This is a genomic window from Streptomyces sp. NPDC001108 (assembly GCF_053598535.1).
Genome location: NZ_JBSFKL010000008.1, coordinates 45,590 through 64,178, shown reverse-complemented (window position 1 = coordinate 64,178; position 18,589 = coordinate 45,590). Strand labels below are relative to the sequence as shown.

Below are 18,589 nucleotides of genomic sequence, written 5' to 3'. Positions count from 1 at the left end.
CACTGGTTAACGTGAGCGGGCCGGGACGCCCAAGGGGGCGTGCGACTTTCACGTGGACAAGGAACGGGGATACGGACATGGGTGGACACGACGCACGGGTGCTCTCGCGGCGAGGGGCGCTCCGGCTGGCCGGTACCGGCCTGGGGCTGGCCCTGCTCGGGACGGGTGCCTGGGGGTGCTCGCCGGACGAGGAGCAGGGCGGCGCCACCGCGACGCCGGGCGCCGGGGGGGACGGCGGCTCCTTCACCACGCCCCCGCCCGGCAGGGCGCCGAAGCCGCTGTGGAACGCCGCCACCGCCAACAACTCCCTGAGCAGCACGGGCGCTCTCGCGGTCAGCGGCGGCCTCGCCCTGGTGGCGGCCGATCCCCTCGTCGCGTACGACGTCGCCAGCGGGCGGGAGAAGTGGTCCCGCAAGGGCGTCACCATCCCCGGCGCCCGCATCCTCGTCGGCGGCGGCACGCTGTTCCTGGCCAGCGCGGAGTACGACGGCGACGTGGTCGGTCTCGACCCGCGGACCGGCAAGGAGACCTGGCGGAGCAGGATCGGCAAGGAGTACGCCCAGCCCCGCCCGATGGCGGCCGACGACCGGCACGTCTACGTCCTCGCCGGCATCCTCGAGAAGGACTTCTCGACGCCCGACAACGTGATCGCGGCCATCGACACCACCTCGGGCAAGGTCGTCTGGCGCGAGCAGCGCGACGCGGGCACCGAGGAGCACGGCATCACCGCCCAGGTCGCCGAGGGACGCCTCGTCTACACGGACTACCGCAAGAACGTGACCGTCCGCGACACCGCCACGGGGCGGCAGATATGGACGAAGAAGATCAAGAACGCCAACTGGGAACAGTTCGCCGTGCACAAGGGCCTGGTGATCGTGGCGGACGGGCGGCGGCTGCGCGCGCTCTCCCTCGCCGACGGTGCGGAGCGCTGGACGCTCGACACCGGCGACTTCACCTCCTTCAACGGACCGCAGGTGCTCGACAGCGTCCTGTACGTCTCCGACCGCCTGCACGGCATGTGGGCCGTGGAGCCGGAAACCGGCAAGACCGTCTGGCGCAACCAGGAACTGCTGGGGAAGGCCGCCTACACCTGGCAGTTCACCAAGGCCGGGAACACGCTGTACGGGGCGAGCGAGCTCGACGACAAGGGCGGCATCCACGCCTTCGACGCCGCGACCGGCAAGCTGCGCTGGACGTACAACGACGGGACCGGCGACATCCAGCGCTGGTACGTGGCCGGCGCGGGCAAACGACTCGCCGTCCTGCACGCCGCGAACCTCTGCGCCCTGCCGGCGGTCTGACCGCACACCCGGAAGGTCCCGGGGGAGTGGAGCGGAGCGGCGGCCCCGGGAGGTGTGCCCCGGCGGGGGAGCGGGATCAGGCGTAGAGCTTGTCGAGGAAGGCGTCGAGGTTGGACCGCGTCCGCTCCACCTGCTCCTCCACCGTGAGGGACTCCTTGAAACGGCCCCCGGACGCCGGGACCTTCCGGCCCCGTACGTACAGCGAGCAGTCGAGGTCGGTGCAGATGTACAGGCCGACGGAGTTGCCCTCGCGCCCGGCGGTGCCCGTCTTGCGGGCGGTCATCAGCGAGACCCCGTTGCCCGGATGGGTGGTGAGGCACAGGGAGCACATGCTCCGGTGGAGGAATCCTCGCTGCTGCGAGGGGAAGCGGAGCGTCACACCGATGAACTCGCCCGCGCGCTCGGTGACGAGGTAGCTGCGTCCGGGGGCGGAGAGGTCCCGCCAGCCCAGGAAGTCGAGATCGTCCCAGGGCAGCTCGTCGAGATCGCGGGGCAGCGGCAGTCGCTTGGCCTCCCCCTTGGAGCAGTTGATGAACGATTTACGGATGTCCTGCTCGCTCACGGCTTTCATGTCAGGAAAATTAACCGCGCCTATGACCCCTAGGCAAATGATTAATGGATGAAGGTTTCCGTGGGCGGGTCAGACCGTCAGCCGCAGCGAGGTCGCCGAGATGCCGAGCCGCACGGTCTGTCCCCAGGCCAGTTCCAGCGCGTCCGTCTCCATCCCGTCCCCGAAGACCGTCATCCGGTCGGACTCCACGGTGAGCCGCAGCCCCTGCCCGCGCCCCAGTTCGCCCGCGACCAGCGAGGTGCCGGTGGCCGGGGACGGCCAGGCCTCGCGGACGAACCAGAGCAGCCGGTCGTCGGTGGGTGCCGGCAGGCGGAGCCCGCTGCGGCGCTCCTGCCACAGCGAGCGCAGCCAGCCGGTGGCGCCGGTTCCGGTGCCGACCAGGACCCCGGAGGACGCCTGCGCCTCGGCGGCGGCGCCGGGGGCGTCCGGACCGATCCGGTAGCGGGCGGTCTGGTGGCCGGGCGGGCCGAGGTAGATCTCGTTGAGCGCGAGCAGGCGCTGGGTGTCGTCGGCCACGGCCTCGACCATGGTGAGTTCCTCCGCCGCGCCCCCGGGCGCCACGGCCGCCCGGAGCAGCGCGGCCGCGTCCCCGGGCCGGTGGCGGACGAGCACGCCCGGATTGCGCCCCGGGTCGGTGTCGATACCCACGACGGGCTGGCCCGCCAGGTACTTGGCGGTGTTGGCGACCAGCCCGTCCTGACCGACGACGACCACCACGTCCTCCGGCCCGAACAGGAACCGGTCGAGGTCCGCGCGCTCCACCCTCGACCGCCGCCACTGGAGCGGAACGGCCGCCGCCACGTCGTCGAGCGCCTGCCCGGTCCGCCGGTGCCGGAGCGCCACCTCGTCGATGGACCGGCCCCGGCTGGTGAGGAAGAAGGCGGCCTGCCCATGCGTGCCGTGCCGGGCCAGCAGCTCCTCGTACTCGGTGGTGCGGTGGACCAGTACGGCGCGCGGGGCGAGGCTCACGCCCGGTGCTCCGGTCCGGTCGAGCCGAGCTTGCTGAGCAGCCCGGTGAGTACGTCGGGGGAGAGGGTGAGGCTGTCGATGCGCGGGAGGTTCTCCGCCAGCCGGGTCGCCGCCAGGGCGTGCAGGGTGGCGGCGTCCACCTCGCCGTGCACCCGCAGCCAGGCCGCCTGGGACTCGGCCCGCGCGGCGCCGACCTCACGGGCGGCCTCGGCCTCGGCGCGGGCCAGCCGCACGGTGCGGGCCGCCTCCGCCTCGGCGCGTACGCCGTCGGCCGCCGCGTGCTCCTCGGCCTCCCGGCGGGTGTTGGTGCCGCGCTGCTCGACCAGCTGCTCCTCCCGGCGGGCCAGCTCGATCTGGCTGGCGAGCTCGTTCTCGGCGATGGCCCGCTCCCGCTCGACGGCCACGGCGCGGCGTTCGTAGGTGGCCCGGTCGGCCTCCTGCTGGATCTGCTCGCGGGCGGGGGTGCGCAGGGCGCGCTCGACCTCCGCCTCGGGGCGGATCGCCACCACCCGCACCGCGACCACGTCGATGCCGGTGGCGGGCAGCCGGGGCTCGGCGGCGAGCCCTGCGGCGACCCGGTCGCGCACCGAGGCGACCCCGTCGACCAGTGCCTCGGCCAGCGCCGTCCTGGCCAGTACGTCGAGGGTGTGCTGTTGGGCGGTCTCGGTCAGCAGGGTGGCGATCTGCTCCAGCGGCGCGCCGCGCCAGGCCCCGGTGTCCGGGTCGATCGAGAAGTCCAGCCGGGCGGCGGCCTCGGCCGGGTCGCTGATCCGGTACGTCACGGTGGCCTGGACGGTGACGTCCTGGAAGTCGGACGTACGGGCGTGGAACGCCATCGCCAGCTCCCGGTCGTTCACCGGCACCTCCGACAGCGCGGCGCTCAGCGAGCGGTACCAGAAGCTCAGCCCCGGCCCGTCGTGGGCGAGCCGCCCGCGCCGGTGGTGGCGGATGTGGGCGGTGGGCGCGGAACGCAGATGGCGCCAGCCCAGGCGCCTGGTGATGTCGGCCATGGAGATCCCTCTTTTCTCGTCATTAAGACGATAACGGGAGGGGGTGTTTATCGTCAAGAGGACGAGAAGGGGAGGTCGGGCGGTACGCGAAAGGGCGGCCGGTGACTCCCCGAGGAGTCACCGGCCGCCCGGTGGTGCGCCGCCCCCGTCCCCACGGTGCGGCGCGAGCGGGTCGTCGTCATCCGCTCGGAACGACGGCCCACGTCTGTGGTCGGGGCCGCCGGAGCGGCCCTCGTGATGCGTTGCCCTACGGCTCGGACGTGCCGAGTCCGAGGGAAGGAAGGATCACGGTGTCCACGAAGCGGGTGAGGTACGCCGCGTCCGCCTCCTTGCCCTCCACCAGCGGTCGGGCGCGCATCACGCCCATGAGCTGCGCGGCGACGAACTCCGCCGCCGGGGTGCCCGCCGGAATCTCGCCCCGCTCGGCACCCCGCCGGACCATGGCGTCGATCGTCGCCACGGCGGGCGCGATCAGCGCGTCGCGCAGCGCGCACAGCAGCTCGGGGCTGTGCAGCGCGGCATGGCTGAGCGCGTGCATCAGCGGGGTGTCGCGGCGGGAGCCCGTGCCGATCGCCAGCGCTGCCTCGTGCAGGTCGCCCGGGAGCGTGCCGGTGTCGATGTGCGGCAGCAGCGCCTGCCGGGTGCCGTGCAGGGCGGCCACCACCAGCTCGGGCTTGGAGCCCCACTGCCGGTAGAGCGTGGACTTGCCGCAGCGCGTCCGGGCGGCGACCCCCTCCATGGTGAGGGCCTCGTAACCGGACTCCCGCAGGATGTCGAGAACCGCCGTGTAGAACTCCTGCGCCCGCTCCGGGGTGATCTTCGATCGGCGCGGTGTGTGGGCCGGTTCCGGTGCGACGTCCTGCGGCGGCATGGCTCTTCCCTCTCGGCGAAGCTGCGGCGAGGTTCTTCGATACGTCAGTGTACCGATACGCGCGTGTACCGATACGCCAACGTATCGGTACACTGGCGTATCGATATGGCGTGGTCCAGACCATGCCGCCGTACCAACGCTTCGTCAGCAAAGGGGCACCGGGTGATCGACGCCGGTAGCGAACCAGCAGATCGGGAGCCGGACAGTTCTGCCCGACCGCCCCTCGTCCGCGAGCTGCTTCTGGTCGTGGGACTCTTCGTCGTCTACAAGCTCGGCCGACAGGCCGCCAACGGACATGTGGACGAGGCGTTCCGCAACGCCGGAAACGTCTGGGACCTCGAACGCGCCGCGCACCTGCCCGGCGAGGGCCTGGTGCAGAACCTGCTGCTGCACAACGAGACGCTGATCCACCTCGCGAACACCTACTACGCGACCGTGCACTTCCCGGCCACGCTGCTCTTCCTGGCCTGGCTGTACTGGCGCCGCCCGCGCCACTACGTCTGGTCGCGCCGCGTCCTCGCCGCCCTCACCGGCGCCGCGCTCGTCCTCCACCTGCTCTTCCCGCTCGCCCCGCCCCGCATGCTGGCCGCCACCGGGCTCGTCGACACCGGCCAGGTCTACGGGCCGACGGTGTACGGGGACACCCCGGCGACCGACTCGATGGCGAACCAGTTCGCCGCGATGCCCTCGCTGCACTTCGGCTGGTCCGTCATGGTCGCCGTCGGGCTGATCGTGGCGACCCGGACCCGGTGGCGCTGGCTGTGGCTGCTGCACCCGCTCCTCACCCTGCTGGTGATAGTGGGCACCGCCAACCACTACTGGCTCGACTCGATCGTCGTCACCGCGCTGCTCGCCCTGGCCCTCGCGGCACTGCGGCTGCCGCGTGCGGAACCGGTACCGGCCCCTCCTCCCTGGCCGTCCGCGGCGGTCGGCCGCACCGGGGCGCGGCCCGCCACCGGATACGCCTCGTCCGGAGCCCCGTGATGAACGCCACCCTGATCGCCGTCGCGCTGTCCCTGGTCTCCGCCGGCGCCTACGCCTCGGCCGCGGTGGCGCAGGCCCGGCTCGCCGGGCGCACCGAGCCGGGTACCGGGCTGCTGCGCCTGCTCGGCCGGGGCGCCTGGTGGTCGGCGGTCGCACTGAACGCGGGCGGGGCGCTGCTGCACGTCGCGGCGCTCAAGTACGGTCCGCTCACGCTCGTGCAGCCCCTCGGCGCGCTCACCCTCGTCGCCGCCGTCCCGCTCGGCGCGCGGGCCGCCGGGCGGCGGGTCAGCCGGATCGAATGGCGCGGCACCGTCCTCACCCTCCTCGGGCTCGGCGCCCTGCTGCTGACGGCGGGCGGCAGCGCCCCGCACGAGGTCCTCAGCCTGCCCGAGGCACTGGCCGTCGGCGCCGGCACCATGGCCGTCGTCGCCGGGCTGAGCCGCCCGGGCGCCCGCCCCGGCCTCAGGCACGCGGCGGCCTCCGGCATCACCTCCGGGGTGGCCTCCGCGCTCACCCAGACCCTGACCGTCTCGGTCACCGACCGCACCGGTCCGCTCTTCAGCTGGGAACTCCTCGTCGTCGCGCTGCTGGTCTCCGCGTTCGCGATGGGCGGGCTGCTCCTCTCCCAGACCGCCTACCGGGGCGGGCTGGGCGCGCCGCTGGCGGTCGTCACGCTCGCCAACCCGGTGGCGGCCGCCGCCATCGGCCTGGCCCTGCTCGGTGAACGCCTCCAGGGCGGGGCCGTCAGTCTGGTCCTCGCACTGCTCGGTACGGCGGCCGCCGTGCGCGGCGTCGTACTGCTCAGCCGGGCCCAGGCACGGAACGCGCCCCGCGACGCCGAACAGCCGTCGCGGGTGGTGGCGGGATCTGCCGGGCCGCTGGACGGCCGGCTGCTGCCGGAGCTGGAACAGGCGCCGGTGGGCGGGGCCTGACCCGGATTCCCGGAACGGGGCGCCCTCCGCGCGTGTCGTCGCGGTGCGCGGCGGTCCGTCCGCAGAGCCGCGTCGGCCCCCGGCGGGTCACGGCACGGGAGCGCGGTGGACGGTCGGCCACCGCGCTCCCGTGCCGTCTTCGGGAGGTCGGCGGCCGGGCCGGAACGGTCCTACCGGCACCTGTGCGATCGGGTGCGATGTTCCGCAGACTTCCCTGCCCGCGGCCGTGCCCCGGTCGTTTCCCTCACCGTCAGGAGGCATGGTCATGGCGCTCCCGCCCATCGGATGGCACAGGAGCAGCTACAGCGGCGACTTCGAGGACGCGTGTGTGGAGGCCCGTGCGGACGGAGGGACCCGCGGGGTGCTCGTCCGCGACAGCAAGGACGCCGACCGCCGACCGCTCACGGTCTCCGGCCCCGCCTGGCGCACGTTCCTCGGGGCGCTCGACTCTCCCCGCTCCTGAGCGCGGATCTCGTCCGGCCGGGACCGTGTGCCACGTAGGGACGCGGGACACGTCCCTACGGAATGTCCGGCCGGCCGGGGCCCGGCTCCCCGTCCTCGCCCAGGGCCCGGGTCAGCCAACCGATCCAGAAGTTCTCCAGATCGATGCCGCCGCGCAGGACGAGGTGGCGCAGCCGGTCCTCCTCGGAGTCCCGCTCGGGCGGGAAGTCCCGCTCCTCGATCTCCAGGTACTCCGCGAGTTGGCGGCGGTGCAGTCCGAGATGGCGGCGGAGCTCCGCGTCCAGGCCGGGTGCGCCGACGACCGCCGCCGCCCGCATGCGCAGCAGCAGCGGATCACGGACCTGCTTCGGGTCCTCCTGGCGCGCCACCCAGGCGGTGAGGGCCGCGCGGCCCGCCGGCAGCACCTCGTACTCCTTCTTCCGGCCCCGGGCGGGGCGCTGTGCCGGCAGCTCCCGGATCTGCCCGGCCCGCTCCAGCTTTCCCAGCTCCCGGTAGATCTGCTGATGCGTGGCGGACCAGAAGTAGCCGATCGAACGGTCGAACCGGCGGGTCAGCTCCAGCCCCGACGACGGCTTCTCCAGGAGGGCGGTGAGGATCGCGTAGGGGAGTGACATGGGCGCATCCTAGGGTCTGCCGTCACGCTGCCGTCGTCGTCCGGCAGGCGGCAGGCTTCCCGCACCTGCGTGAAGCGAATTGCGGGAGCTGTTTCCCGCCGAAATGTTGAGGTAAAGCCCTATATCATGAAATGAGCGCTGCTTTGTGGTGAGGACAGTACGTTGTCTCCCCGTTCGGAGGATGACTATGGCCGCAGCCGAAGAAGAAGAGAAGCGGCGCCGTCGGCGGTCCTCGGACAGCGGGTCGGCCGAAGAGGCCGAAGAGGCCGGTGACCGGCGGGACCGTGTGTCCGCGCCGCAGGCCATGAGGCGCGCGGCCGATCAGTTGAGGGATCTGCTGGGCCGGGCACCGGAATCGGTGTCAGCGGTCAAGCCGACCGATGACGGTTGGCAGGCGGACGTCGAAGTGCTGGAACTGGAACGCGTCCCCGCCACCACCAGCGTCATGGCGAGCTACCGCGTCCTGCTGGACGGCGAGGGCGAGCTGATGGCGTACGAGCGCACCCGCCGCTACACGCGGGGCCGGGTGGACCGGGGCGGTTGACATGTCGGCCCGCGGCGCGTCGTACCCGAGGAACGGGCGGCACGTCCCCGGGGCCGAAGCCATCCTTTGAAGGGAGGCACCATGACTATGGTGCCGCAAGGCGCGGGAACCGTCGCCACGGGCGGCGGGGGCACCGCCAGCCTCTACGACGTCCTCGATCTGGTGCTCGACCGTGGCCTGGTCATCGACGTCTTCGCGCGTGTCTCACTGGTGGGCATCGAGATCCTGAAAATCGACGCCCGCGTCGTCGTGGCCAGCGTGGACACGTATCTCCGCTTCGCGGAGGCGTGCAACCGCCTCGACCTGGAGGCGGGGCGCAAGGCGCCCGCCCAACTCACCGACGTCGTCGGAGAGGTGACCGAGAGCGGCTCCCGCGGCAAGACGAAGGGCGCCCTGAGCGGCGCGGCCGAGATGGTCGGCGACGCCCTCAGAGGAGGCCGGGGGAGCGACGAGGACGACGAGGGCGTGGAAGAGACCGAGGAGAGGCAGGAGCGGCCGAGGCGCCGGCCCACTGCCCGGCGCCGGAAGGAATGAACCATGGCCGTGTACGTCTACGCAGTGGTCGAAAGGACGCATCCGCAGCGCCTGGACGACGTGCCCGGCGTGGGTGACCCGCCCACCAGGCTCCGCGCCGTGCACGCGGAGAAGCTGTCCGCCGTCGTCGGTGACGCGCCGGAGGACCTGCGGCCCAAACGCCGCGATCTCGCCGCCCACCACGCCGTCCAGGAGCACCTGATGGAGGACGGCACGGTCCTCCCCCTGCAGTTCGGGTTCGTCACGACGGACGACGACGCGGTGCGTACGGTGCTGGAGCAGCGTGCCGAGTGGTTCCTCGAACGTCTGCGGGCGCTGGAGGGATGCGTCGAGTACAACCTGAAGGCGAGCCAGGACGAGGACGCGGTCCTGCGGCAGATCCTGGGTGAGTCCGAGGAGGCGCGCAGGCTCAACGACGAGATCAGGAGCGGCAACGGCGCCCCGAACCTTCCGGTCATGCTGGGCGAGTTGGTCTCCGGCGAAGTGCAGGTCCGCGAGGGCCGGACAGCCGCCGCGATCGTGGAGTCGCTGCGCGGCTTCGCGCGGGAGGAACACACCTCGCAGCCCCTGGGGGACGACTTCCTCAACGTGTCCTTCCTGGTGGAGCGGGAGAAGGAGAAGCCGTTCCTCGCCACGGAGCGAGAACTCGCGGAAGAGCTCGGCCCGGACTACGACCTGCGGCTGCGCGGGCCGCTGGCCGCGTACAGCTTCGTCTAGCAGCGCGGTCCGCCGAGGAGGCGAGGAATGGGACTGCTCACGCAACTGGTCACGCTTCCCCTGGCCCCGGTGCGCGGGGCGGCATGGGTGATCGAACGCGTCGTCCAGGCGGCGGAGGACGAGTACTACGACCCCGGGCCGGTCGAACGCGCACTCGCCGACCTCGAACAGCAGCTGCTGTCGGGCGAGATCGACGAGGAGACCTTCGACCGGCGGGAGGACGAACTCCTGGACCGACTGGACGAGATCAGGGCGGCCCGTCCCCCGCGGAGTGCCGGCTGAGCCGGACCGGCATTCCCTCGCAGGGCCGACACGGCCGGCGCGTCCGCCGACGCGCCGGGTCAGCAGCGGAAACAGCGGAAACGAGGTGCAGCGGCTGTGACCGAACCCGTCGCCAGGAGCCTGGGAGACCTGCCGTCCCGGTCCACCCCGTACGGACCCTACGGCCAGGGAACCTCGGCCAACCTCGCGGACATTCTGGAGCGGGTCCTGGACAAGGGGATCGTCATCGCGGGCGACATACGGATCAACCTCCTGGACATCGAACTCCTCACCATCAAGCTGCGTCTGCTGGTCGCGTCGGTGGACAAGGCGAAGGAGATGGGAATCGACTGGTGGGAGCACGACCCGTCGCTCTCCTCCCGGGCCCATGACGGATACCGCTCGCTCTCCGACGAGAACAGACGCCTGCGCGCCGAGATCGAGACGCTGCGCCGGGGCGCCGAACCGCTGACGGAGGACGGCCGGGACGAGTCCGCCGAGGAGGTTACCCGCGGTGATCGCCGCCAGGAACGGGCAGAACGGCGAGCTCGGCGCCGCCGGACCGATGACCGGGACGAGCCATGATCACGGCCATCAGCTACGCGTACGCGGTCGCCCGCGACGACGGGGCGCTGGGGCGGGCGCTGACCGGTCTCTCCGGGGTCTCCGGAGCTCCGGTGCACCTGGTGCGCCCGACGGACCGCGACACCTTGGTGATCGCCGTCAGCCCGGTGCCGGAAGAGGAGTTCGGGGAGGAAGCTCTGCGGCTCCGACTGGAGGACCTGGACTGGCTGGAGTCCACGGCCAGGGCCCACCACCGGGTGGTCGAGGCACTTGCTGGACACACCACCGTCCTGCCGTTGCGGCTGGTCACGCTGTATCGCGACGACGAGCGCGTGCGTTCCGTCCTCCGGGACGGCCGCGACGCGTTCGGCTCCCGGCTCGACGCCCTGGCCTCCCGAGCCGAATGGGGCGTCAAGGTCTACGTCGACGACCAGGCGCCGGAGGATCCGGAAGGACGTCCCGATGCCGAGGCAACGGGGCCCGGACGGGCCTACCTGAGCCGTCGCAGAGTCCAGCGGAACGCCCGCGAGGGCGCCTACCGCCGCGCCGGACAAGTCGTCGAACGCATCGAATCCGCCGCGCGGCCCTACGCGGTGGGGCGGGCCAGACACCGGCCGCAGCAGGGCGGGATCGCACCGGGGACGGGACAGAACGTCAGTAACGACGCCTATCTGGTCCCGGCACGATGCACCGACGAGTTCCGGGCCCAGGTGGGTCGGGCGGCCGAGGGGTTCGAGGGGGTGCGCGTCGAGATCACGGGCCCGTGGGCCCCGTACTCGTTCGCGACGGCTCCCGACGTGCCGCAGGACGGACCGGGAGGGGCGCCATGACGTCCATGGGCGGCCTGTCCGTCCCGTCGGACGTACCACTCCCGGACCGGCAGGTGGCGCTGATCGACTTGCTGGACCGGCTCCTCACCGGAGGCGCCGTCCTCACGGGGGACATCGTGTTGTCGATCGCCGATGTCGATCTGGTGCGCATCTCCCTGCGCTCACTGATCGTGTCCGTCAGCGAGCGGAACCCCGTACCGTGGGGATCCGCCGCCGCATCGCCGGGAGTGGACGATGACGGGTGAAGAGTGGCGGCCGCACGACCGTGTCGCCGAAGTCGCCGAGGCCGCCGACCGCGCCCTCGGGTCCCTGCCTCCGCGGGAGGAGCCACCGCACCGCGCCAGCCGCCGACCGGCCCGCAGGGTGACCACGGATCCCGACACGGTCGAACGCGATCTGATGAAACTCGTGCTCACCGTGGTCGAGTTGCTGCGGCAGCTCATGGAACGTCAGGCCCTGCACAGGGTCGACGCGGGAGACCTCACGGCCGAACAGGAGGAGCGACTGGGCGCGACGCTGATGATCCTGCACGACCGGATGACCGAACTCTGTGCCCGGTACGACCTCTCGATGAGCGACCTCAACCTGGACCTCGGTCCGCTGGGCACCCTGTTGCCCCCCAGCAGCGAGTGAGGGGCTGGTCAAGCCGCTCAGGCCGACCCCTTGTCCTCCTTCTCGTCCTCCTCGTCCGGAGGCTCTTCCTCTTCCTCTTCTTCCTCGTCCGCAGGCTCTTCCGCGTCGTCCTCCCAGGCCTCGTCCGGCTCGTCCTCCTCGCTCTCGTCCGTCGGCTCGTCCGCCTGCTCCGCCTCGCGGTCCCGCTCGGCTTCCTCGTCCTCGACGGCTTCCTCGTGGGTTCGTACGACCTCGCCGTCACGGATCTCACCGCGCCAGCCGTCGGGCTCCTCGTCGGTGAGAGTGACGTGACGCTGGAAGTGCTTGAGGTCCAGCCGCAGCCTGCGGCCCTGGGCGCGCCAGAGGTTGCCCGTCTTCTCGAAGAATCCCGACGCGTAGTACTCGACGACCAGCACGATGCGTGTCAGGCCGGGAGCCAGTTCGTGGAAGCTCACGGCGCCCCGCGTCGTGCCCTTGGCGCCGTCCGACGTCCAGACGATGCGTTCGTCCGGTACCTGTTCCTGGACGGTCGCCTTCCAGCCGCGGGTCGAGGGGCCGACCTTCGCCTTCCAGTCGCTCGTGGTCTCGTCGGCTGCCGAGACGCTGCGCACGCCCTTGGTGAAGCTGCTGAACTTCTCGTAACGGGTCCAGTGGTCGTAGGCGGTGCGCAGCGGGACTCCCACATCGATCACCTCGACGATGTTGGTGACCTTGGCGTCCCCCGAGGAACTCCCCTTGCCGCCGAGAAGGCCGCCCGCCTTGTCCATGACCGTGTCCTTGACGCTCTTCGCCGTTTCGGAGAGGACGGTTTTGACGGGGGACTTGCCCGCCAGGAGTCCGGCACCCACCCGGAACAGCGAACCGCCGTGCTTGCCGACCTCGGTGAGCTGGTCGGTCACGTCGAACAGCTTGTCTCCCGCCTTCTCCGCCAGGTCTCCGACGCGAGCGGCCAGGTAGTCCGCCAGTTCGTCGCGGAACCGGTCGAAGCCCGAATCCAGGGTTTCTTCGTGCCGCTGTGCCATGACTCGTCACCTCCGGCGCTCGGCGTGGGGTGGGGTCTTCTCCGCAGAAGCCCGCTTCCCCGGCGCGGCCCTCCCGGCAGTCTTCCGTTTGGCCGCGGGCTTCCTGGACGGCGCGGTCTTCTCCGCCGCGCCCCGCTGCTTGCGGCCGCCCGCCTTCCGCTGACCGGCCGCTCCGGCCGCACGCCCCTCCGACTTCCTTCCCGAGGTGCCGCTGGTGTGCGACTTCCTCTTCCGGGCCTCGGGGGCGGGTTCCTCGTCCGGTTCCTCCTCTTCGTCCTCATCTTCGTCCCGGGCGATGTCGTCCTCGTCGTCCCGGTCCTCTTCTTCTTCCTCGTCGTCCTCCCCCTCGTTGCGGCCTTCCAGCTCAAGAGTCCGCTCGTGGAGGGAGTCCGCGAACGAGGAGAGGCGGCGGCCGGCGGCTGCGGAAACGGCTTCGCGGCCGGCGGTCATCAGGTCGCCCCGCAGCTGGTCCCCTAGATCCGCGACCTGGGGGATCTCGCCGAGCCTGCGCGCGCCCTCGCTCATGAGCTTCACCGGCTCGACCCCGAAGTGGCGGCCGGCCGCGTAGGACGCGACGGTGAGCGCGAGGCGGCCCTTCTTGGTCCGCCCCAGTACGTAACCCCCTGCCAGTGCCCCAGCGAGCAACAGCCTGTTGACTTCGGTCATGGGTGCTTCACCCTCTCAAAGGCGTCGGGGAGCCGGTGGGCGCGGATCCCCGTTCCGCTGTTCCACGCTCGTGCCGTCGACCGCGCCTTCGCTGGTCAATGCGAGAGGGGCCCACGCTTTTCCGGGCACTCCCTTGGGTCGAGACCCGCAGCGAGGAGTAGCTGGGCCGGAGCCGCGAACGGCCCGCACTTCCCGGAGGGGCGCGCGGGCCGTCCTGTGATGTCCGCCCGTCGGACTTCTCCGGTCACGCGGCGGAACGATGGTGGTGCTGCACGACTACGGAGCGGTCGGCGGGGTGCGGTCATGGCCGCCACTCATCTTCTTCTTTATCGCGCCCTTTGCCTGTTCGGCCTTTCCCTCGGCTTCCTTTCGACGGTCTCCCGTCAACTTGCCCAGGGTTTCCTTGGCTTTGCCCTTGATCTTGTCCTTGCCGCTTCCGTGAGCCATCGCGACTCCTCCGACGGACTGTTTCGGGCTCTCATTCCAACGTAGTTCCTGCCGGAGGCATCGGCGCGGTGGGAAGCCGGGGGCCACGTGCGCGAGCCGGATCCGGTGGTGCGGGGGCAGCGCCCCGCCCCACCGGACCGAGTAGTCACAGCGCGGCCGCGAGTTCCGTGCCCTGGTGGATCGCCCGCTTGGCGTCCAGCTCGGCCGCCACGTCGACGCCGCCGACGAGATGGGCGGTGCGGCCCGCGGCGCGCAGCTCCTCGTACAGGTCGCGGCGCGGTTCCTGGCCCGTGCAGAGCACGATCGTGTCGACGGGCAGGACGTGCAGCTCGCCGTCGACGGTGAGGTGCAGTCCCTCGTCGTCGATCCGGTCGTAGACGGCCCCCGCGATCGTCGTGACGCCGCGGTGGCGCAGCTCGGTGCGGTGGATCCAGCCGGTCGTCTTCCCCAGGTTCGCGCCGACCTTGCCGGTCCGGCGCTGGATCAGGTGGACGGTGCGCGGGCTCCTCGGGTGCTCCGGGATGCCGAGTCCGCCCCGCTCGCGGTAGTCGGTGTCGACGCCCCACTGCCGGAAGAACGCCTCCGCGTCGCGGCCCGCCGCCTCGCTCGGGCCGGTCAGGAACTCGGCGACGTCGAAGCCGATCCCGCCCGCCCCGATGATCGCGACGCGGTCGCCGACCGGCGCCCCGTCGCGCAGCACGTCGAGGTAGCCGACCACGCTGGGGTGGTCCTGGCCGGGGATGCCGGGGGAGCGCGGGGTGACTCCGGTGGCCAGGACCACCTCGTCGAAGCCGTCCAGTTCCTCGGCCGTGACCGGTGCGCCGAGGCGGAGCTCCACCTTCTCCTCGCGGAGGCGGGTGGTGAAGTAGCGCAGCGTCTCGTCGAACTCCTCCTTGCCGGGAACCCGGCGCGCCACGTTCAGCTGGCCGCCGATCTCCTCGGCCGCGTCGAACAGCGTCACCGTGTGCCCGCGTTCGGCCGCCGAGACCGCGCAGGCGAGACCGGCGGGCCCGGCGCCCACGACCGCCACCCGCTTCACCGTGCGGGTCGGTGCGAGAACGAGCTCGGTCTCGTGGCAGGCGCGCGGATTGACCAGGCAGGAGGTGACCTTGCCACTGAAGACATGGTCCAGGCAGGCCTGGTTGCAGCCGATGCAGGTGTTGATCGCGTCGGCGCGGCCGGCGGCCGCCTTCGCGACGAAGTCGGGATCGGCCAGGAACGGCCGCGCCATCGACACCAGGTCCGCCCGGCCCGAGGCGAGGACCTCCTCGGCGACCTCCGGTGTGTTGATGCGGTTGCTGGTCACCACCGGCACCGAGACCGCGCTGCGCACCTTCTCGGTGACCCAGGTGTAGGCGCCGCGCGGCACCGACGTGGCGATGGTGGGGATCCGGGCCTCGTGCCAGCCGATGCCGGTGTTGATGATCGTGGCGCCGGCCGCCTCGATCTCCCGGGCGAGGTGCACGACCTCCTCCAGGGACGAGCCGCCCGGCACCAGGTCCAGCATCGACAGCCGGTAGATCAGGATGAAGTCCGCACCGACCCGCTCCCGGACCCGCCGCACGATCTCGATCGGGAAGCGGATGCGGTTCTCGTACGAGCCGCCCCAGCGGTCGGTGCGGTGGTTGGTGGCGGACGCGATGAACTCGTTGATCAGATAGCCCTCGGAGCCCATGATCTCGACCCCGTCGTACCCGGCCCGGCGGGCGAGCACGGCGGCCCCGACGAAGTCCTCGACGGTCTCCTCCACCTCGTCGTCGGTCAGGGCGTGCGGGGTGAAGGCGCTGATCGGGGCCTGGATCGCGCTGGGCGCCACCAGCCCGGGGTGGTGCGCGTACCGGCCGAAGTGCAGGATCTGCATCGCGATCCGGCCGCCCGCCGCGTGGACCGCCGAGGTCACCAGGGCGTGCCGCTCGGCCTCGGCCTCGGTGGTCATCATGGCCCCGCCGGGGAAGGAGCAGCCCCGTTCGTTGGGGGCGATGCCGCCGGTGACCATCAGGCCGACGCCGCCGCGGGCGCGCTCCGCGTAGAAGGCGGCCATCCGCTCGAAGCCGTTCTCCGCCTCTTCGAGGCCGATGTGCATCGAGCCCATCAGGACCCGGTTGGGGAGTGTGGTGAACCCCAGGTCGAGCGGGCTCAGCAGATTCGGGTACGGGCTCATGCGGCGGCTCCTCGCGCGGTCGGTTCCGCCAGTTGTAATCCACCGGAACACCGCTGTGCAACAAGTTGCACAATGGCGTGGGTCTCACCGCCGGACACGCGCCCGTCGCCCGGACGGCCCAGCAGCACGGCCCGCCGGCGCCCCGCGCCACGGAGAGTGGAACCACGACCGTCCCGGCCGGTCGGGCGCGCGGCCCGCCCGCGTCCGCCGGCCCGAACCCCCGTGGAGACCTCATGCCCTGCTTCGACCGACGTGACCTCGGCCTGCTCGTCCTGCGCGTGGGGACCGGTGCGGTACTGGCCGCGCACGGCACCCAGAAGCTGGTCGGCTGGTTCGGCGGCGGGGGCATCGAGGGGACCACCGCCGCGATGGAGGCGATGGGATTCCACCCGCCGAAGCACAGCGCGGTCGCCGCCGGGCTCGGCGAGGCGGGCGGCGGCGCGCTGCTGGCCCTCGGCCTCGCCACCCCGGCCGCCGGCGCGGCGGCGGCCGGGGCGATGGCGGGGGCCGTGGCCGTCCACGCGCCCGCCGGGTTTTTCGCGCAGGGCGGCGGTTACGAGTACCCGGCGTTCCTCGGCTTCACCGCCGCCGCGATCGGCCTCATCGGGCCGGGCCGCTGCTCCCTCGACCATGTCACCGGGCATGTCCTCAACCGGCCGTGGACCGTCGCCCTGGCCTTCGCGGGTAGCGCGGTCGCCGCCGCGGCCGTGGTCGGCAGGCGTGCCAGGGGCCGGGCCGCGGTGGATCCCGACGCCACCTGACGGCCCGACCCCGGCCCTCCCGGCCATGCCCGGAGGGCCGGGGCGGCACGGCTATCCCCGGAAGGTCAGGGACGCGGCCGGGGAGGCGTTCCCGTACGCGTCGACGGCGACCACCCGGGCCACGTACCGGCCACCGGGGACCGCCCCCGGGACCGGGATGTCGAGGGTGTTCGGGCGGGGCATGAAGGTGTAGTCCGAGAGGACCTTGGACGACACGACCGGGGCGCCGGTCGAGGCGTCCGTGATGTCGACGGTGTAGTGGTGCACCATCTGGTCGTCCCGCACCTGCGCGATCCGCAGGGCCGTGCCCCCCTGGGCGCCGTCCACCCGGGACAGCGGGCGGCTCGTGGTGAACGCGGGCGCGACGGTGTTGCGCGTGGTGTCCGTGTAGCGGAAGTTCTCCTTGATCTCCTTGTTCGTCGAGCCCTTCAGTCGCACCGTCCAGGTGGACCCGGCGAGGGTGCCCGCGCTGGCGTAGGGCGGTTGCCAGTTCGCCGACCACTTTCCGCCGGTGTAGATGTCGTGCTTGTCCGCGGCCATGTTCACCCGCGCGATCTCCGTGCGGTCCCGGTAGACCTCGACGAAGAGCGCCTGCGCGGTGGGCGTCTCGAAGCGGTCGGCCAGACCGTTCTCGGTGACCGCCTGGTAGCCGTGGTCGACCTCGACGTACGACATCGAGCCGTCGTTGACCGAGGTGAAGTCGCGCTGGTGGATCGAACGGTCGTCGTTGACGTTCAGATGCGAGTGGCCCGAGAAGAGGACGGCCTGCGGGAAGGCGCCCAGGTCCTCGGCGAGCCGCGGGTTGGCCGCCTGCTGGCCGTCCATCGTCGTGCCCGTGGTGGGCCGGTGGCCCTGGACCAGGACCGGCCTGTCCCGGGCCCCGGGGGCCGAGGTGATCGCGGCGAGCCGCTTCCTGAGCCAGCCGCGCTGGGCGGTGTCGGAGTCGTACGTCTCGGTGTTGACGGTGAGGACGTGCACGCCCTTCACCTCGGACTCGTAGTAGCCGCCGCCCGAGTCGGGGAACCAGGTGGCCGGGTAGCCGGCCCGGATCGCCGCGAGGCTCGCGTCGTGGTTGCCGTTGGAGATCAGCAGCTGGGTGCCGGTCATGCCCTTGCGGGCCAGGTTGGCCTGGAAGATCTCGGAGACGATGCGGTGGTCGGGGCCCTTGCCGTCGCCGTTGTCGTTGATCATGTCGCCGTTGGACAGGATCGCGTCGGGCTCCGGGAAGATCGAGCCGATGGTGTCGAAGAAGCTCTCGTACTTCCGGTCCGCGTCCTTGTGGCTGCCGACGTGCACGTCGGACATGACGACGAGCCGGGCGAGCGGCTTCTCCCGTGTCTTGATCAGATAGCCGTACGAGACCGGGACGCTGCTCCGGTTGCCGTGGAAGGCGACCGCGGTGACGTTGGTGTCCTTGGCGATCCGCAGCGGGCGGCCGGGGGAGTAGACGCTGCTGTCGCGGGTCGGGGTCGTGCCGTCGAGCGTGTAGCGGACGGTGGTGCCGCGCTCGGCCTGGAACCTGACCTCGACCGCGTGCTCGTACCGTCCGCCCGGGACGGTGACGGCGGGGGCGGACGGGGTGCGCGTGCCGGGGGAGTCGGCCTGCGCGGCGGTCGGGGCGATCAGCGCGACGGACGTCGCGGCGACGGCGAGGGGGATGAATCTCACGGGGGTCCCTGTTCCCCGGTCCGAAAGCCCGCTCCGGATTTCCGGACCGGTTGGGTGACGGGTGGATAACCGGTCTGAATTAGAGAAG

23 protein-coding genes are annotated in these 18,589 nt (G+C 71.8%); 13 read left to right on the top strand and 10 right to left on the bottom strand.

Features of this window, described 5'->3' with window-relative positions:
- Positions 1-77: 77 nt before the first annotated feature.
- Positions 78-1,301 (top strand): outer membrane protein assembly factor BamB family protein, encoded by a 1,224-nt coding sequence (locus tag ACWC97_RS19300; RefSeq protein WP_450650479.1) that lies wholly within the window; start codon positions 78-80, stop codon positions 1,299-1,301.
- A 76-nt stretch (positions 1,302-1,377) separates the two neighbouring features.
- Here the strand turns inward: ACWC97_RS19300 and ACWC97_RS19295 are convergent, their stop codons facing one another.
- The 4 genes from ACWC97_RS19295 to ACWC97_RS19280 all read right to left on the bottom strand — a co-directional run bounded on the left by ACWC97_RS19295 (position 1,378) and on the right by ACWC97_RS19280 (position 4,722).
- The gene (locus ACWC97_RS19295; RefSeq protein WP_450650477.1) at positions 1,378-1,872 is read right to left on the bottom strand and encodes an FBP domain-containing protein; all 495 of its coding nucleotides are present in this window, start codon (positions 1,870-1,872) and stop codon (positions 1,378-1,380) included.
- Positions 1,873-1,941: 69 nt separating this feature from the next.
- Complete coding sequence (locus ACWC97_RS19290; RefSeq protein WP_450650475.1) at positions 1,942-2,841, bottom strand: hypothetical protein; 900 nt, start codon at positions 2,839-2,841, stop codon at positions 1,942-1,944.
- The gene (locus ACWC97_RS19285; protein ID WP_352274480.1) at positions 2,838-3,851 is read right to left on the bottom strand and encodes an SPFH domain-containing protein; all 1,014 of its coding nucleotides are present in this window, start codon (positions 3,849-3,851) and stop codon (positions 2,838-2,840) included. Before ACWC97_RS19285 ends, ACWC97_RS19290 begins: the two co-directional genes overlap by 4 nt.
- A 247-nt stretch (positions 3,852-4,098) precedes the next feature.
- Complete coding sequence (locus ACWC97_RS19280; RefSeq protein ID WP_352274481.1) at positions 4,099-4,722, bottom strand: TetR/AcrR family transcriptional regulator; 624 nt, start codon at positions 4,720-4,722, stop codon at positions 4,099-4,101.
- A gap of 165 nt (positions 4,723-4,887) precedes the next feature.
- Between ACWC97_RS19280 and ACWC97_RS19275 the strand changes: the two genes are divergently transcribed.
- The 3 genes from ACWC97_RS19275 (at position 4,888) to ACWC97_RS19265 (ending at position 7,101) form a co-directional block, all read left to right on the top strand.
- The gene (locus ACWC97_RS19275) at positions 4,888-5,706 is read left to right on the top strand and encodes a phosphatase PAP2 family protein (protein WP_450650749.1); all 819 of its coding nucleotides are present in this window, start codon (positions 4,888-4,890) and stop codon (positions 5,704-5,706) included.
- The gene (locus ACWC97_RS19270; protein WP_450650473.1) at positions 5,706-6,638 is read left to right on the top strand and encodes a hypothetical protein; all 933 of its coding nucleotides are present in this window, start codon (positions 5,706-5,708) and stop codon (positions 6,636-6,638) included. The genes ACWC97_RS19275 and ACWC97_RS19270 overlap by 1 nt, the downstream gene beginning before the upstream one ends.
- Before the next feature lie 265 nt (positions 6,639-6,903).
- Complete coding sequence (locus ACWC97_RS19265; RefSeq protein WP_450650471.1) at positions 6,904-7,101, top strand: DUF397 domain-containing protein; 198 nt, start codon at positions 6,904-6,906, stop codon at positions 7,099-7,101.
- Positions 7,102-7,156: 55 nt separating this feature from the next.
- On the opposite strand, the gene ACWC97_RS19260 is transcribed toward ACWC97_RS19265, so the two are convergent.
- On the bottom strand, positions 7,157-7,714 hold the full coding sequence (locus ACWC97_RS19260) for a PadR family transcriptional regulator (RefSeq protein WP_450650469.1): 558 nt from the start codon (positions 7,712-7,714) through the stop codon (positions 7,157-7,159).
- Between the two features lie 187 nt (positions 7,715-7,901).
- Between ACWC97_RS19260 and ACWC97_RS19255 the strand changes: the two genes are divergently transcribed.
- The 8 genes from ACWC97_RS19255 (at position 7,902) to ACWC97_RS19220 (ending at position 11,797) form a co-directional block, all read left to right on the top strand.
- Entirely contained in the window at positions 7,902-8,258 is a 357-nt protein-coding gene (locus ACWC97_RS19255; protein ID WP_392281255.1) for a gas vesicle protein GvpO, read from the top strand.
- A gap of 81 nt (positions 8,259-8,339) precedes the next feature.
- Positions 8,340-8,792 carry a gas vesicle structural protein GvpA gene (locus ACWC97_RS19250; protein ID WP_385213422.1) on the top strand — a complete coding sequence of 151 codons (453 nt, stop codon included), beginning with the start codon at positions 8,340-8,342 and terminating at the stop codon, positions 8,790-8,792.
- Between the two features lie 3 nt (positions 8,793-8,795).
- Positions 8,796-9,509 carry a GvpL/GvpF family gas vesicle protein gene (locus ACWC97_RS19245; RefSeq protein ID WP_450650467.1) on the top strand — a complete coding sequence of 238 codons (714 nt, stop codon included), beginning with the start codon at positions 8,796-8,798 and terminating at the stop codon, positions 9,507-9,509.
- 27 nt (positions 9,510-9,536) lie between these two features.
- Positions 9,537-9,791 carry a gas vesicle protein GvpG gene (locus ACWC97_RS19240; RefSeq protein ID WP_352274489.1) on the top strand — a complete coding sequence of 85 codons (255 nt, stop codon included), beginning with the start codon at positions 9,537-9,539 and terminating at the stop codon, positions 9,789-9,791.
- Between the two features lie 96 nt (positions 9,792-9,887).
- A complete protein-coding gene (locus ACWC97_RS19235; RefSeq protein ID WP_450650465.1) occupies positions 9,888-10,355 on the top strand; it encodes a gas vesicle protein in 468 nt (155 codons plus the stop codon).
- On the top strand, positions 10,352-11,164 hold the full coding sequence (locus tag ACWC97_RS19230) for a GvpL/GvpF family gas vesicle protein (protein WP_450650463.1): 813 nt from the start codon (positions 10,352-10,354) through the stop codon (positions 11,162-11,164). Before ACWC97_RS19235 ends, ACWC97_RS19230 begins: the two co-directional genes overlap by 4 nt.
- Positions 11,161-11,409 carry a gas vesicle protein gene (locus ACWC97_RS19225; protein WP_450650461.1) on the top strand — a complete coding sequence of 83 codons (249 nt, stop codon included), beginning with the start codon at positions 11,161-11,163 and terminating at the stop codon, positions 11,407-11,409. The genes ACWC97_RS19230 and ACWC97_RS19225 overlap by 4 nt, the downstream gene beginning before the upstream one ends.
- Positions 11,399-11,797: a gas vesicle protein K gene (locus ACWC97_RS19220; protein WP_450650460.1), complete on the top strand. Its 399-nt coding sequence runs from the start codon at positions 11,399-11,401 to the stop codon at positions 11,795-11,797. Before ACWC97_RS19225 ends, ACWC97_RS19220 begins: the two co-directional genes overlap by 11 nt.
- 17 nt (positions 11,798-11,814) lie before the next feature.
- Here ACWC97_RS19220 and ACWC97_RS19215 read toward each other — a convergent pair whose 3' ends face one another.
- From ACWC97_RS19215 to ACWC97_RS19200, 4 genes are all read right to left on the bottom strand, one after another.
- The gene (locus tag ACWC97_RS19215; RefSeq protein WP_450650458.1) at positions 11,815-12,798 is read right to left on the bottom strand and encodes an SRPBCC family protein; all 984 of its coding nucleotides are present in this window, start codon (positions 12,796-12,798) and stop codon (positions 11,815-11,817) included.
- Positions 12,799-12,804: 6 nt separating this feature from the next.
- Entirely contained in the window at positions 12,805-13,464 is a 660-nt protein-coding gene (locus ACWC97_RS19210) for a histone protein (protein ID WP_450650456.1), read from the bottom strand.
- Positions 13,465-13,740: 276 nt separating this feature from the next.
- Positions 13,741-13,911, bottom strand: coding sequence for a CsbD family protein (locus ACWC97_RS19205; protein ID WP_385213401.1), 171 nt, complete (start codon positions 13,909-13,911; stop codon positions 13,741-13,743).
- 145 nt (positions 13,912-14,056) lie between these two features.
- The gene (locus tag ACWC97_RS19200) at positions 14,057-16,072 is read right to left on the bottom strand and encodes an FAD-dependent oxidoreductase (RefSeq protein WP_450650454.1); all 2,016 of its coding nucleotides are present in this window, start codon (positions 16,070-16,072) and stop codon (positions 14,057-14,059) included.
- 233 nt (positions 16,073-16,305) lie between these two features.
- On the opposite strand from ACWC97_RS19200, the gene ACWC97_RS19195 reads away from it, so the two are divergent.
- Positions 16,306-16,833 (top strand): DoxX family protein, encoded by a 528-nt coding sequence (locus ACWC97_RS19195; protein ID WP_450650452.1) that lies wholly within the window; start codon positions 16,306-16,308, stop codon positions 16,831-16,833.
- Between the two features lie 51 nt (positions 16,834-16,884).
- Here the strand turns inward: ACWC97_RS19195 and ACWC97_RS19190 are convergent, their stop codons facing one another.
- On the bottom strand, positions 16,885-18,501 hold the full coding sequence (locus tag ACWC97_RS19190; RefSeq protein WP_450650450.1) for a chitobiase/beta-hexosaminidase C-terminal domain-containing protein: 1,617 nt from the start codon (positions 18,499-18,501) through the stop codon (positions 16,885-16,887).
- Positions 18,502-18,589: the final 88 nt, after the last annotated feature.